The organism is Mycobacterium sp. IDUB_36, from assembly GCF_055419225.1.
In genome coordinates, this window is record NZ_JBVAXH010000001.1 from 870,021 (window position 1) to 883,932 (window position 13,912).

General features: G+C 66.1%; 15 protein-coding genes and 1 tRNA gene. 8 read left to right on the forward strand and 8 right to left on the reverse strand.

Features of this window, described 5'->3' with window-relative positions; all coding sequences use genetic code 11:
* Position 1: 1 nt before the first annotated feature.
* Together ACZYW1_RS04220 and ACZYW1_RS04225 are read left to right on the forward strand one after the other, a co-directional pair.
* Positions 2–1,792: a DNA/RNA non-specific endonuclease gene (locus tag ACZYW1_RS04220; RefSeq protein ID WP_463783524.1), complete on the forward strand. Its 1,791-nt coding sequence runs from the start codon at positions 2–4 to the stop codon at positions 1,790–1,792.
* Between the two features lie 10 nt (positions 1,793–1,802).
* Entirely contained in the window at positions 1,803–2,228 is a 426-nt protein-coding gene (locus ACZYW1_RS04225; RefSeq protein ID WP_463783526.1) for an immunity protein YezG family protein, read from the forward strand.
* Positions 2,229–2,345: 117 nt separating this feature from the next.
* Here ACZYW1_RS04225 and ACZYW1_RS04230 read toward each other — a convergent pair.
* The 3 genes from ACZYW1_RS04230 to pgm all read right to left on the reverse strand — a co-directional run bounded on the left by ACZYW1_RS04230 (position 2,346) and on the right by pgm (position 5,348).
* Positions 2,346–2,421, reverse strand: a tRNA-Ala gene (locus tag ACZYW1_RS04230).
* A gap of 54 nt (positions 2,422–2,475) precedes the next feature.
* Positions 2,476–3,720 (reverse strand): MFS transporter, encoded by a 1,245-nt coding sequence (locus ACZYW1_RS04235; protein ID WP_463783527.1) that lies wholly within the window; start codon positions 3,718–3,720, stop codon positions 2,476–2,478.
* Complete coding sequence (pgm, locus tag ACZYW1_RS04240; RefSeq protein WP_463783529.1) at positions 3,717–5,348, reverse strand: phosphoglucomutase (alpha-D-glucose-1,6-bisphosphate-dependent); 1,632 nt, start codon at positions 5,346–5,348, stop codon at positions 3,717–3,719. The genes ACZYW1_RS04235 and pgm overlap by 4 nt, the downstream gene beginning before the upstream one ends.
* A 59-nt stretch (positions 5,349–5,407) precedes the next feature.
* Between pgm and crcB (ACZYW1_RS04245) the strand changes: the two genes are divergently transcribed.
* Genes crcB (ACZYW1_RS04245) through ACZYW1_RS04255 form a run of 3 tightly spaced genes read left to right on the forward strand, consistent with a single transcriptional unit; the run spans position 5,408 to position 7,265 of the window.
* Positions 5,408–5,815, forward strand: a complete 408-nt coding sequence (gene crcB / locus ACZYW1_RS04245) for a fluoride efflux transporter CrcB (RefSeq protein WP_463783531.1) — start codon at positions 5,408–5,410, stop codon at positions 5,813–5,815.
* The gene (crcB, locus tag ACZYW1_RS04250) at positions 5,815–6,171 is read left to right on the forward strand and encodes a fluoride efflux transporter CrcB (RefSeq protein WP_463783533.1); all 357 of its coding nucleotides are present in this window, start codon (positions 5,815–5,817) and stop codon (positions 6,169–6,171) included. The genes crcB (ACZYW1_RS04245) and crcB (ACZYW1_RS04250) overlap by 1 nt, the downstream gene beginning before the upstream one ends.
* Positions 6,168–7,265 (forward strand): DUF190 domain-containing protein, encoded by a 1,098-nt coding sequence (locus ACZYW1_RS04255; protein ID WP_463783537.1) that lies wholly within the window; start codon positions 6,168–6,170, stop codon positions 7,263–7,265. Before crcB (ACZYW1_RS04250) ends, ACZYW1_RS04255 begins: the two co-directional genes overlap by 4 nt.
* Before the next feature lie 6 nt (positions 7,266–7,271).
* Here ACZYW1_RS04255 and ACZYW1_RS04260 read toward each other — a convergent pair whose 3' ends face one another.
* Together ACZYW1_RS04260 and ACZYW1_RS04265 are read right to left on the reverse strand one after the other, a co-directional pair.
* Complete coding sequence (locus tag ACZYW1_RS04260) at positions 7,272–7,526, reverse strand: hypothetical protein (protein WP_463783538.1); 255 nt, start codon at positions 7,524–7,526, stop codon at positions 7,272–7,274.
* Between the two features lie 42 nt (positions 7,527–7,568).
* Positions 7,569–8,048: a VOC family protein gene (locus ACZYW1_RS04265; RefSeq protein ID WP_463783540.1), complete on the reverse strand. Its 480-nt coding sequence runs from the start codon at positions 8,046–8,048 to the stop codon at positions 7,569–7,571.
* Positions 8,049–8,333: 285 nt separating this feature from the next.
* Here ACZYW1_RS04265 and ACZYW1_RS04270 point away from each other — a divergent pair, with 285 nt between their 5' ends.
* A complete protein-coding gene (locus tag ACZYW1_RS04270; RefSeq protein WP_463783541.1) occupies positions 8,334–8,900 on the forward strand; it encodes a hemerythrin domain-containing protein in 567 nt (188 codons plus the stop codon).
* 13 nt (positions 8,901–8,913) lie between these two features.
* On the opposite strand, the gene ACZYW1_RS04275 is transcribed toward ACZYW1_RS04270, so the two are convergent.
* Complete coding sequence (locus ACZYW1_RS04275; protein WP_463783543.1) at positions 8,914–10,602, reverse strand: glutamate--tRNA ligase; 1,689 nt, start codon at positions 10,600–10,602, stop codon at positions 8,914–8,916.
* A 37-nt stretch (positions 10,603–10,639) separates the two neighbouring features.
* On the opposite strand from ACZYW1_RS04275, the gene ACZYW1_RS04280 reads away from it, so the two are divergent.
* Entirely contained in the window at positions 10,640–12,103 is a 1,464-nt protein-coding gene (locus ACZYW1_RS04280) for a protein adenylyltransferase SelO (protein ID WP_463783545.1), read from the forward strand.
* On the opposite strand, the gene ACZYW1_RS04285 is transcribed toward ACZYW1_RS04280, so the two are convergent.
* Positions 12,079–12,531 carry a DUF5994 family protein gene (locus ACZYW1_RS04285; protein ID WP_463783547.1) on the reverse strand — a complete coding sequence of 151 codons (453 nt, stop codon included), beginning with the start codon at positions 12,529–12,531 and terminating at the stop codon, positions 12,079–12,081. The two genes, ACZYW1_RS04280 and ACZYW1_RS04285, sit on opposite strands and share 25 nt — an antisense overlap.
* Positions 12,532–12,787: 256 nt before the next feature.
* On the opposite strand from ACZYW1_RS04285, the gene ACZYW1_RS04290 reads away from it, so the two are divergent.
* Positions 12,788–13,021: a hypothetical protein gene (locus ACZYW1_RS04290; protein WP_463783549.1), complete on the forward strand. Its 234-nt coding sequence runs from the start codon at positions 12,788–12,790 to the stop codon at positions 13,019–13,021.
* An 11-nt stretch (positions 13,022–13,032) separates the two neighbouring features.
* On the opposite strand, the gene ACZYW1_RS04295 is transcribed toward ACZYW1_RS04290, so the two are convergent.
* Positions 13,033–13,884 carry an oxidoreductase gene (locus ACZYW1_RS04295; RefSeq protein WP_463783551.1) on the reverse strand — a complete coding sequence of 284 codons (852 nt, stop codon included), beginning with the start codon at positions 13,882–13,884 and terminating at the stop codon, positions 13,033–13,035.
* Between the last annotated feature and the right edge of the window lie 28 nt (positions 13,885–13,912).

Consider the following 13,912-nt stretch of genomic DNA (forward strand, 5'->3'; position numbering starts at 1 on the left):
CATGGCGCTCACGGTGGCCGACATCGAGCGGTGGAGTGCCGGGGCGGTGCGCGATGTCTTCCATGTCGCCACGTCCCGAGGCAATGCCACCTTGGAGGCGTCCCGTCAGCTCGGCACGCTTAGTGTCTTCGACACCTGGGAAGGCGCGACAGCAGAGGCCAGAAAGCACACCAACGCAGCAATCCGCCAAGACCTCGATGCGCACGGCAATGAGTCCCTGGCCGTAGCCCGGGCAGCAGGCAAGGCCGCCGATGACATCGAACATGTGCAGTCCGAACTGCGGGCGCTGCGCGCCGATGCCACCAAGCTGCACATGACGATCGACGCGACGAGCAACACGATCGTCGCGGCGGAAAAGATGCCGCCGATGGAGGCAGAGCTGGCGAAGATGCAGCTGCAGCCCCGCCTGGACAAGATCCTGACCGAGGCCAACGCGGTCGACGCCGAGCTCGCCGCCGCCATCAACATGGCTGACGGCGACGCACCCATCCCCGCTGGTGCGCCGTCGCCACCAGCCGGTAACCCCGGCGGCAATCCTGCCGGCGAGCCACCGCCTTCTCCGGGCCAGGCCGGCCAAGGCAGACCCGATCCGACCGGGCCCCGTTACACCAAGTCTCCGCTGACCGATCCGATCGTGGCCGCTGACCCGTCGGTGATCGCCCGCCAAGCCGGCAAGGTCGCCGAAGCCCGTCGCGCCCTTGACGCCGCACAGGCCAAACTCGACGCCGCCGCAGCACAGGCCTACACCCAGGGACCCGGCTCCGGGCCGGGCCGCGATGTCACCGACCCCCTTAGCCAAGCTGTGTTCGATGCCCGCCGCACCCTGACCGAGCAGTCAGCGATCCTGGACAACCTCAACAAGTCCGCCGCCGCGACCGGCGCGGCTCGACCCATTCCCACTCCGGCGCTACCGCCCAACGCCAACGTCCAAGCATTCCCACCCGGGCCCAGCGTCGCCAGCCAAGCCGCGAAGGGTCTGTCCGACGCCAGTCACGACATCAACAAATACACCCTGGGAATCGTCCCCGATGTTGCCAAAGACGTTCGCACCTTTGGCAACTGGGGTGAGGCCGGGTCTGGTGAACGCACCGACGCGATCCTCGACTCCGCCGGTCTGATACCGGGCGGCAAGTTGCTCGGCTGGGCCCACCACGGCTTGGGTGGCCTCGTCGACGCCGTCAGACACGGCGACGACATCCCCACCCCGCACCTGGATACGCCGACGCCTCACGCGGACGCGCCACCGCCGGTAGAACACCACGTCGATGCTTCCCCACCCGGAGCCGGTCATGGCGACGGACTGACCCACACCAGCGCCGAATCCGGCGGGCCCGGGGCATGGAACCAAGAATTGAACCATCCGGCGCCGCTGACGCATTACACGGTCGACGACAGGTTCAATTACACAACGGACGCCAACGGCCGGGTGAACCACGCGGAGATGAACTACGACAGCACCCACGAACCGGGCGACCGCAACACGTATCAGCAGCGGATCGCCGGCGGGGACGACCGTCTCCCAGGTGATCATGGCGGGCACATCTTCGGCACGCAGTTCGGTGGGCCCGGCGAGGGCATCAACATCACGGCCATGCGCGACACCCTGAATGCTGTCGGGCAGCGGGACTACTACAACCTGGAGCAGCAGTGGCGCTCCTACGCCGACGCAGGATCACAGGTGCAGGTCAAGGTCGATATCGCCCACCCAGAGGGTTCGATGCGCCCCGAGACCTACTCCGTCGAGACCTACGTCGACGGGCAGCTGAAGAGCACCTACCATTTCGACAACTAGAGAGGTTGAGATGACCGACGAATCGCCGTACCTGGTACAGCAGGGCGAAGCGCAGACCGCGGTGGTGCGTGCGTTGTTCGACTCGCTCCCACCCACCGGCTGGTCCAGTTGCACCGTTGAGTACCGCAAGGCCGCTCGGGTCGCCGAGTCCCAGGTCTATCTCACCTACACCAACGGTGAGACGGAGGTGGTGAAGTCCCCGCTTCCGATGATCACCGCGCTGAAACGGCTGCGGGAGCTGATGGCAAGTCAGGGTCGCGGCGCATGGCTCTCGGTCACCCTGAACGCCTCCTCGGACGGCAAGTGCTCTTTCGACTTCAACTACGACGCCCGGCCGAACTGGACGGTGCAGCCCACCGACGAGACGTACATCGACGATCTGAAGGCGTACCCGCGCCCCGCCGAACTCGTTCCCGGGTGGTACCCCGCGACCTAGCGCCGTAGCGATGGCCCGCTTCTCACCGCAGCAGAGGACCGGAGTCAAACGGCTCCGCAGCCGCGCGGGAAAGGCGATCGCGGCTGCTGAATCCAGCCGTCTGAAATGCGGTTTCTCTGGTGGAGCTAAGGGGATTCGAACCCCTGACCCCCACACTGCCAGTGTGGTGCGCTACCAACTGCGCCATAGCCCCGAAGATGTGCCTGTCGAAGTTACACCACGGCCTGCCAGCCTTCAAAGTCGCTGATCAGGCCGCGTCATCCAGTGCAGGTACAGGGTCTGAGCACTGGGTCTCGGGCGCGAACACCCAGACCACCGCGGCGGCCATCAAGATCAGCCCGCTGACGGTGAATCCCCATCCGAAACCGACGTGCTCGGCGATATGGCCGACCGCGATCGCGCCGACGATAGCGCCGAGATCGGCCACCATCTGAAACGCCGCGACGGCGGTGCCCGCCCGGGCCCCGTTGCCCAGGATGTCGGCGATGGCGGCCTGCTGCGGCGAGGCGAAGACACCCGACGTCGCGCCCGCGAAGCCCGCCGCGATCAGAAACAGTGTCAACGTGGGCGAGGCACCCATGCCGATGGTGGCAACTCCGGACGCCAGCAGTCCACCGATCAACAGCAGCCGCCGGCCGATTCGGTCGGACAGATAGCCACTCGGCAGCACCACGGCGACATTGCCCGCCGCAAATACCGCCAGCACCAACCCGGTCATTCGCGGCCCGCGGTTGAATACGTCGGCGACGAACAACGGCACGACCGCCATCCGTACGCCGAACACGGACCAGCCCGTCGCGAAGTTGGACGCCAGAGCGGATCGATAAGCGCGGTGCCGCAACGCGGTACGCAGCGTCACTTCGGCTTCGATCTCCTCGGCCGGAGCGCTCAGAGTCGAGCGTCGCAGGCTGTAGGAAACCACCGCCGCAGTCACCAGCGTCACGGCGCCGTAGATCACAAAGGGGGCCCGCAGCCCCAATCCCGCTGTGAAGCTGCCCATCAGCGGCCCGGCCACCATGCCCACCAGGAACGAGCTGGCGAATAATCCGGCGACCCTGCCGCGGGCATCAACCGGGCTGATCCGAATCATCAGACCCAGCGCGGAAATGAAGAACATCGTCGACCCGATGCCACCAATCGCGCGGAATACCAACAGTTCCCAGAAACTGTGCACGAATGCGCACGCGCCGGTGGCCACGGCGCCGACGACCAAGCCGGCCAAATACACGGGGCGCTCCCCGAAACGCTGGACAAGCAACCCGCTGGGCGGCGCGCAGAGCAGCCGCATGACCGAGAACATGGTGATCGCCAGCGTCACCGAACTCATGCTCACATTAAAAGTGCGGGCGAACGCCGGCAGCACCGGCGACACCACGCCATAACCCAGGGCCGAAACGACGTTGGCCCCGATCAGCACCCACGCTTCACGCGGGAGCCTCGTGCGTTCCCGGCGCCACGCCGTGAGGCGGGCACGCGGGGCGACGAGGATCATCCAATGACTTTATCCACAACGTGTTGCGCAGCTCTCTGGACGTCGGATAAGTGATCTGGGCCACGAAACGATTCGGCGTAGATCTTGTAGACGTCTTCGGTGCCCGACGGCCGCGCGGCGAACCACGCGTTGGCGGTGGTGACCTTCAAGCCGCCCAGCGCCGCGCCGTTGCCGGGCGCGGTCGTCAGCTTGGCGGTGATCTCTTCGCCGGCCAGTTCGGTAGCGCTGACCTGGTCCGGTGAAAGCTTCGCGAGCCGAGCTTTTTGCTCGCGGTTCGCCGGGGCGTCGAGGCGGGCGTAGGTGGGTGCGCCGTACTTCTCGGTCAGCTCGCGGTAGCGCTGCGACGGGCTCGACCCCGTGACCGCGAGGATCTCGCTGGCCAGCAGCGCCAGGATGATGCCGTCCTTGTCGGTGGTCCACACCGATCCATCGAGACGCAAGAACGACGCTCCCGCCGACTCTTCTCCGCCGAACCCGATGGTTCCGCCGATCAGGCCGTCGACGAACCACTTGAACCCGACCGGCACCTCGACCAGCTTGCGCCCGATACCAGCGACCGCGCGGTCGATGATCGACGAGCTGACCGCCGTCTTACCGACGGCCACACCCTGCGGCCAGGACGGCCGATGCGTGTAGAGGTAGTCGATCGCCACCGCCAGATAGTGGTTCGGGTTCATCAGGCCGCCGTCGGGCGTAACGATGCCGTGCCGGTCGGAGTCCGCGTCGTTGCCGGTGGCAATCTGGAAGTGGTCGCGGTTGGCGATCAAGGAGGCCATCGCGTCCGGGGAACTGCAGTCCATCCGGATCTTGCCGTCGTGGTCGAGCGTCATGAACCGCCACGTGGCGTCGACCAGGGGGTTGACCACGGACATGTTCAGACGATGCCGCTCGGCGATCGCTGCCCAGTAGTCGACGCTGGCACCGCCGAGCGGGTCGGCCCCGATCCGGATGCCCTCCTTGCGGATGATGTCAATGTCGACCACGTTCGGCAGGTCGGCGACGTAGGCATCCAGGTAGTCGTGGCGCTGGACGGTCCGCAGCGCGCGGGCCAGCGGCACTCGCCTGACCCGTTCGCCGTTGCGGAGAATATCGTTGGCGCGCTTGGCAATTGCGTTGGTCGCGTCGGTGTCGGCCGGACCGCCGTGCGGCGGGTTGTATTTGAAGCCACCGTCGTAGGGCGGGTTGTGTGAGGGCGTGACGACGATTCCGTCGGCCAACCCGTCGCTGCGGCCTCGGTTATACGCCAGGATCGCGTGGCTGACCGCCGGGGTAGGTGTGTATCGGTCGGCCGAGTCGACCGCGGTGACGACGTCGTTGGCGATCAGCACCTCCAACGCCGACGCCCACGCCGGCTCGGACAGGCCGTGTGTGTCCCGGCCGATGAACAGCGGGCCGGTGGTGCCTTGCGCTGCGCGGTACTCGACGATCGCCTGGGTGATGGCCACGATGTGGGCCTCGTTGAACGCCCCGTTCAACGAGGATCCGCGGTGCCCCGACGTCCCGAAGGCCACTTGTTGCGCCACATCGTCTGGATCGGGCTCCACGGTGTAGTAGGCGGTGATCAGATGGGGCAGATCGACAAGGTCTTCAGGTTGAGCCGGCTGACCGGCTCGAGGGTTGGCCACCATGCCGTCGATTCTGCCGAATAAGCTGCCGGAGCACTCCCGCGACCGAAGGGATTCGACGAGTGGCCAGCTCTGCGTCGCCGCGCGACTACCCGGAGTTGGCCGCCGTCTTCGTCGGGGGTGCCCTGGGCACCGTCGCGCGCACCGGCCTGGGCCTGATGGCGATACCCGATCCGGCCCGCTGGCCGTGGCCCACATTCGCCGTCAACATCGTCGGCGCATTCCTGCTGGGCTATTTTACGACGCGGCTGTTGGAGCGGCTGCCGCTGTCCAGTTACCGCCGGCCGCTGCTCGGGACGGGCGTGTGCGGCGGCTTGACGACCTTCTCCACGATGCAGGTCGAGACGCTGCGAATGATCGAGCATGGTCACTACGTCCTGGCCGTCGGCTACACCGGCGTCAGCGTCGTCTTAGGGCTGGTCGCGGTGCACGTGGCGTCCGCTCTGGTACGCCGGGCGGCGTTGCGCTGATGGTCTGGATCGGTGTCGTACTCGCGGGCGGTGTCGGTGCCGTACTGCGGTTCCTGGTCGACGGTGCGGTCGCCCGCCGGGCAGGCAAGTCGTTTCCGTTCGGCACCCTCACGGTCAACATCAGCGGCGCGGCGCTGCTCGGATTCCTTGGCGCGCTGGCGTTGAGTCGTCATGCGGCACTGCTCGCCGGCACGGCGTTCGTCGGCTCCTACACCACGTTTTCGACCTGGATGCTGGAAACCCAGCGGCTGGGGGAAGAGCGACAACTTCTCAGCGCCGGCACCAACATCGTCGCCAGCATCGTGCTCGGGCTCGGCGCGGCACTACTCGGGCAGTGGATCGGCGGCCTGCTGTGAGCCGGCCCAGCGCAGGAGAATCCAGCCTCAAGCTGACGGCCTATTTCGGCGAACGTCAGCGGGTGGCCGGGAACGGCCGTCGGCCCGGCTTTTTGGCCGACGCGATGCTGGACCTGTTCGACCGCAAGGACATTGCGGCCAGCGTGATGCTGCGCGGCATCGCCAGTTTCGGGCCGCGACATGTGCTGCGCACCGACCAGTCGCTGAGCCTGTCGGACGATCCCCCCGTCGCCGTAGCGGCCGTCGATGTGGAGTCGAAGATCAGCAGACTCGTCGACGATGTGCTCACCATGACCGGCCGCGGGTTGGTGACGCTGGAACGCGCGAGCCAGGTCGAGTCCGGCGATTTCCAGACGGGCAGCGGCGACACGGTCAAGCTGACGGTCTACATCGGCCGTCAGGAGCGCGTCGGCGGCCTACCCGCACACCGCGCGGTGTGCGGCGTGCTTTACCGCCACCAATTCTTCGGCGCCACAGCATTTCTCGGTGTCGACGGCACCGCGCACGGCACGCGCTACCGGGCCGCCTTCTTCAGCCGCAATGTCAACGTTCCACTGATGGTGATCGCGATCGGAACCGCGGCGCAAGCGTCGGCGGCGGTCGCCGAGCTCAGCACCCTCGCGCCGCGCGCACTCCTGACGGTCGAGCGGGTGCGCCAGTGCAAGCGTGAGGGCCAGATGCTCGACCGACCGCACCCGCTGCCCGATACCGACGACCAGGGTCGACCGCTGTGGCAGAAGCTGACGGTGCACAGCAGCGGGGCCGCCACTCGTTCCGGCGCCCCGGTACACCGCGCGCTGGTACGGCGTCTGCTCGACTCCGGCACGGCGCGTGGCGTGACCGTGCTACGCGGAATCTGGGGTTTCCACAGCGATCAGAAACCGCACGGGGACAGGCTTTTCGAGCTCACGCGCCGAGCGCCGGTCGTCACGGTCATCGTCGACACACCCGGACGGATCGCGCAAAGCTTCGACGTCGTCGACGAACTGACCGCACAGCACGGGCTGGTGACCAGCGAGATGCTTCCTGCGGTGGTGACCGTCGACGGATCACACCGCGACGGCGGCACTGAGCTGGCCGACCACGCCTACTAGGGCGACCTATCCCCCGCCGCCTGCGCCGGGCGCGCCGCCCGGACTGCCCTGACCGGCCCATGAGTCATCCTGCTGTTGTTGCTGCTGCGCGGACGACGGAGACGGCGTTGGTGATTCGGGTGACTGTGGGCTGACGTGAATCGGTGTGACCGGTGCCGCCTGGACGTCCAGGTCGGCCGCATGTGCGCCGAGGCCCACCGCCGCGATGACCGCGCCGATGGCCATCGACACGCCCAGTGTTTTGTTCGAGGCAGCTTTCATGGCGGTTCGGATACCCGCCTCGCTCAATTCGACACTCCCCGGTCAGCCGTTCTCAGTCGTTGCCGCCGACTTCAGGAATGCGGGAAAGTCGGGAAACAACTTGCGGTCGACGATCTCGATGCGGGTGCCGAACGCGTCGATGTAATAGGCGAACAGTGCCAGTTCAGGCGGCGAGGTGTCAGCGGTGGCCTCGAAAGCGAATCCGTTGGCCTCCAGTTCCCTGGCGGTCTCGGCCAGGTCATCGACGAAGTAGCCGAGATGGTGCACCGAGTTGCCGGCCGCTGCCGTCCACGGGCTTTCCGGCACTTGCTGGATCAGCTCCAGATGCGGCGCTTGCAGCGAGTAGACGAATGTCGAGGTGAGCTCGCGAGTCCCGTTCATGGTGCGGAACGGGAGCGTGTAGGTCACCGGGGTGATCCAGGTGTAGCCGGCCACCGCACTGAGCCGCTCCATCGCCACGTCGAGGTCGGCCACGACGATGCCGGTGTGATAGTAGTCTTCGGGATTGAGCGCGAATGCCATTGTTGTCCTTAGGTTTTCGGATTCACGTTGATGCGCAGGCCTAGCCGTCGGCGACTTTCGAGTCTCCCGGCGCACGGTGGCCGGTTCGCCGACGTCGAGTGGCCCCGGTCGATCTCCGCCGCGGGAGGGTGCGGAGAGCCCACGCCACCCTCCTTCTCGACACAGTGCCGGATGCAGACTAGCGCCCGACGTGTCGCGTTTAGCCGCACGGTGCTGGGGTAAGCACAATCTGCCCGGTCAACGGCCCGGACTCCGTCGAGGTTTTGATTGCTAGGGGTATATCGCATGTCCGACATGATCATCGCGTCGCCCGACGACGTGATCGCGTTTCTGAAAGCACAGCACAACCTCATCGAGGACATGTTCGACCAGGTGCTGCACGCCACCGACCCGGAAGCCCGGGAAAAACCCTTCGTCCAACTCCGGCAGCTGATGGCGGTGCACGAAACCGCCGAGGAAATGGTGGTCCATCCTCGAGCCCGCCGGGACGTGGAGGCCTTCGACTCGATCGTCGATGCCCGCCTCGAAGAAGAACACGACGCCAAGCAGTTGCTCGCGCGCATCGAGAAAATGGACATCACCTCAGATGAGTTCATCGAAGAGCTCACCGCGCTTCGGGATTCAGTGCTCGACCATGCGCTGCATGAAGAAAAGTACGAATTCCCGAAATTGGAGCAGCAACTCGACGACGAAGAGTCCAAGCGGCTGACAACCGCGGTGCGAGCAGCGGAATCCATTGCGCCGACCCGCCCGCATCCAGGGGTCGAATCGGCGAAGCTGAACTTCGCGGTCGGGCCGTTCGCCTCGATGCTCGATCGCGCCCGCGACCTGCTCCAGCACGGCCTGGGCTGATGCCCGTGCGGCGCTAGGCGGCCAGCGAGGTGATCCGCCGGATCACTTCGTCGCGACCGAGGGCGCGCGCGATCTGGAACAGATCGGGGCTTTTCGTCGATCCGGTCAGGCCGACGCGGATCAGTTGCGAGGCCTCGCGTATCGAACCCGGATACGCGTCGGGGTTTTTCTTGTATTCCTTTGCGTTACTGGCGAATCCGAATTTCTCGGCCAAATCCCTGATCTGCTGAAACCACTGCACCGAGTCGTCGACATCCCGATACGACGCGACGAAGTCGCCCGCGAACGAACGAACCAGGTCGACCGGCAGGCCACCGAGTCGGTCGTCGTCCGCGGCCACCGGCGTGAAGAGGTCGGCGAAGAAGAAGCCGTAGGCGGGGCGGAAGTCCGACCATTTGCGGAGGTCCTTGCGCGGGTTGTCGACGCCCTCACGCTCAACGGCAAGCGCGGCCAGCGTCTGCTCCGGACGAGCGTCGATCACCAGGTGCACTTCCGGATCGAACTCCTCCGCCCACGCGGTCAGTGCGGCGTAGATCTGGGGTCCAGTCAGCGTCGCGATGTGGTCGGCGCTGATGTCTTCCAGCTTCACCAGATCCACCAGTGGCCCGGCGCCGCCACACTCGGCCAGGGAGATCGGGGCGGCCAGCGCCTCGGGCGGTGGGGTTTCGGCCAGTCGGCCGTTGGCCAGACCGCGCAGGTAGTACAGCACCGCGTCGGCGGGATAGCCGGAGCGGATGTAGAAGTCGACATCGGCTTCGGGGTCTTTGCGCTTCGACAACTTCCGCTTACCGCCGGGAATCTGCTTCATCAGCAGCGCGATGTGCGCGTATGTCGGCGGCTCGAAGCCCAGCGCCTCGAACAGCTGCAGATGCAAAGCCGTTGAGGAGAGCCACTCTTCGCCGCGGATCACCAGGTTGCACCGCATCAGGTGGTCGTCGACAGCGTGGGCGAAGTGATACGTCGGCAGCTGCACCGCCGCCGACGATTTGAGGATCACCACGTCGTTGTAGTTGTCCTCCATGGACAACTCGCCGCGGATCGCGTCGGTGAAGGTAGCCCGCCCGCCGGTACGGCCGGGCGACCGGAACCGCAGCACGTACGGCGTCCCCTCCGCCAACTGCTCGCGCACGGTCGCGGCGTCGGCGTCGCGCCACAGTGCCCACTCGCCGTAGTAGCCGGTCGGGCGCTTGAGTTGCTGCTGACGGGTGCGGATCTCGGTGAGCTGTTCGGAGGTGGCGAAGCAGAGGTATGCCTTGCCGCTGCGCAGCATCTCGCGTGCGTAACTCAGGTAGATCGTCGCCCGCTCGGACTGGCGGTAAGGGCCGTACTCGCCGCCGCCGACCCCCTCGTCGGGGACGACTCCGAAGTAGGCGAATGCGCGGTCGAACTGTTCGAGGGCGCCGGCGACTTCCCGTGACTGGTCGGTGTCTTCGATGCGCACGAAGTAGCGACCGTCGCTGTGATGCGCCACTGACTGGTCGATGATTGCCGTGTAGATGCCACCGAGGTGGATGAAACCCGTCGGCGACGGGGCCAACCGAGTCACCTCTGCGCCGTCGGCCAGGTCGCGGGGTGGATAACGCCGTTCCCACTCGCCCGGTTCGGGCAGATCGGCGGGAAAGAGGCGGTCGACCTCGTGCGGCTCCAGCATTCCGGTGACGGCTCCATTCTCGGCAGGGTTTGCCTGGTCGATGTTAGTCACGCTGGTCACGGGACGAGTCGCCCGTAGGCTGGGCGGGATGAGCGTCGCACCGGACACCTCCGTGGCTCTGCAGGACCGCTTTGCCAGGGACCTGCCCGAGCTGGCTGTCAGCTGGCAGGCGCAGACCTTTCCCGACCCACGACTGCTGGCGTTCAACGAACCCCTGGCCGGGGAGCTCGGGCTCGATCCGGCGTGGCTCCAGGGTCCTGACGGGTTGCGGTTTCTGGTGGGCAACCACGTGCCCGACGGCGCCGCGTCGGTCGCGCAGGCGTACGCCGGTCACCAGTTCGGCGGTTACGTCCCGCGGTTGGGCGACGGGCGCGCGCTGCTACTGGGCGAGCTGGCCGATGCCGACGGCCGGCTTCGCGACATCCACCTCAAGGGTTCGGGTCCGACACCGTTCGCCCGCGGGGGCGACGGTCTGGCCGCGGTGGGTCCGATGCTGCGTGAATACATCGTCAGCGAGGCGATGCACGCGTTGGGAGTACCGACGACCCGGTCGCTGGCCGTCGTGTCGACCGGCCGCATCGTGCAGCGCGAGACTCCCCTTCCGGGAGCGGTGCTCACTCGCGTCGCCGCCAGCCATCTGCGGGTGGGCAGCTTCGAGTACGCCGCCTCGACGCGCGACCTCGACCTGGTGCGGCGCCTGGCCGACCATGCGATCGCCCGGCACTACCCCGGCGCGGCGATGCTCGACAACCCCTACCTCGCGCTGTTTGAAGCAGTCGCCGCGGTGCAGGCGTCGCTGGTGGCCCGGTGGATGCTGGTCGGCTTCGTCCACGGCGTGATGAACACCGACAACATGACGATCTCCGGGGAGACCATCGACTACGGCCCGTGTGCCTTCATGGAGGCCTTCGACCCCGACACGGTGTTCAGTTCGATCGACCAGTGGGGTCGCTACGCCTACGACAACCAGCCCAAGATCGCTGGGTGGAATCTCGCGCGATTCGCCGAGTCCCTGTTACCGCTGCTGGCCGACAGCGTCGACGACGGTGTCGCGATGGCGCAGAAGGCGTTTCAGGTTTTTCGTGACCAGTACGACGCAACCTGGACCGATGGGATGCGCGCCAAACTCGGCCTGTCCAAGGAGGTCGACGCCGCGACCGTCACCACGGTGACCGAGGAACTGCTGGCCTTGCTCAAGGAAAGTCACGTCGACTACACGTCGTTCTTCCGGGCGCTCGCGCACGCCGCCCGTCGGGACGCCGAGCCGGCCCGCGGGCTGTTCGCCGACCTCGCCGGTATCGACGGGTGGATATCACGCTGGCTAGCCCTGGATCCCGACGGCGCGGTGATGGATCGCAGCAACCCGCTCTACATTCCGCGCAACCACCTCGTCGAAGAGGCGTTGGCCGCCGCCACCGCCGGAGATCTGAATCCGTTGCAGCAGTTACTTATTGCGGTCAGCGCGCCGTTCGACGAGCGGCCCGGACTCGAACGCTACGCCGCGCCGGCGCCGGACGGATTCGGCGATTACCGGACGTTCTGCGGCACTTGAGCTCTGGCCGCACATTGGGTCAACGCGGCGTCCAGGATCGAACCCGCCGTCGTGAACGCCGGCTTCTCCCGATCGGTGGGGACAATCGCGAGCCCCGCGGCTCGCCGCAACACCATCAGGGCAAGGCCGCTGTAGGTGGTGTAGGCGACGATCAGGAGGTTGGCCCGCGCCTTTTCGCCGTTGATCGTCATCACGTGCTGGGGTTTGCATTCCCAACCGGGCCAGTTGAAGTCCGGTGGCCGTTGCAGATGCGGCCAATTGACGTTGATCGAGGTGATACCTCCCAGCATCGGCGTCAACGCCTCCACCAGGCCGGGCAATTCAAGAGTCATGCGGTCGACTCGGGGCCACCATGCTCCGTCGATATCGCCACCCAGCTGATCGCCGATCGAAACCCGCACGGGATTGGCCGAGCGCCAGTCGTTCATCTCACGGCAAATCGGGCTGGTGCAACAACGTTGCTAGTCAACAGAATTCCTTCACGGCTGGCGTCGCGTTACCGCGACTGCGGCACAGCGGAGGAATTCCATTGCGAGTGAACGCCATACGCGCAAGCGGCTCGACGCATCACCGCTGAACAGAACGGCTCACTTTCCACGATACGCTGCCGGTAGCGGTTTGTAACCTTCGACGGTGCATGAGCCCGGACTCGCGTAGAGTGACAAGGACAATCGGGGGGACACAATGGCCGTACAGAACTGGTGTGACGCACCCGAGATCCATCCTTCGCAGATCCGCGTCGGAGACGTCATCGGGACACTGCGTGAGACCACTCTGCGTTACACCGTGAAAATGGTCAGCGTCCCGCAGAAGGCTCCCCGCAGGTGGACGTTCTTCGGCCGCGATGACAAAGGCCTGGACTACGCAAACGTCTTCGGCGAAGACGACAAGGTGCGTCGCTACATCAAAGCATCCTGACGAAGCTGCCGTCAGCGAGCATTCAGCGGCACCTGAGTCGGCTTCGGGGCGGCATCGAGCTTGTTGGCCTTTCGAATTCCCCTGTCCAGCAACGCTGTTGGTGCAAATCTTTTTAGCAGCGCCAGTCGCCGAGCCAGCGGGCCGGCGGGATAGCGCAGCTTCGGAGCGCGACTGGTCGCCGCTTTCAGCACCACCGCCGCCACCACCGATGGGTCGTCCCCGGAACGTACCGCGTCGATCAGACCCTCTTTGACGCGTTCGCGCAGGGCCACATAGCTCTGGATCGGCGAATCCGGCTCGGCGGCGTTGGCGTCGAACGCGGTGTCGGTGTAGCCGGGCTCCACTACCGATACCCGCACACCGAAGTCGCGGGTCTCGTGATCCAAGGATTCCGAATAACCCTCGACGGCGTGCTTCGAGGCGGAGTACAAGGCTCCGTACGGCGCCGGCAGGAATCCCAGCACCGAGCTGATGTTGATGATCCGTCCGCTGCGCTGGGCCCGCAGGTGCGGCAGCACCGCGTTGGTCACCCGGATCAGCCCGAAGAAGTTGGTGTCGAAAAGCTCCTGCGCCTGAGCGGTCGAACTCTCCTCGGCAGCGCCGAAGACACCCACCCCGGCGTTGTTGACCAGCACATCGATCCGCCCCGCGCGCTCCAGCACCGTCGATACCGCAGCGGCCACCGACGCGTCGTCACTGACGTCGAGCGCCAGCAGCTCCACGCCGGCAATCGGCTCGTTGCGCTGCGGGTTGCGGCTGGTGCCGAACACCTCGAAGCCCCGGGCCACGAACGCGCCGGCAATAGCCCGTCCGATACCCGACGATGTGCCGGTGATCAGAACTACGGGCGGTCGCTGTGTCATGCTCACTCCTAGTAAACCGATTGGTGTA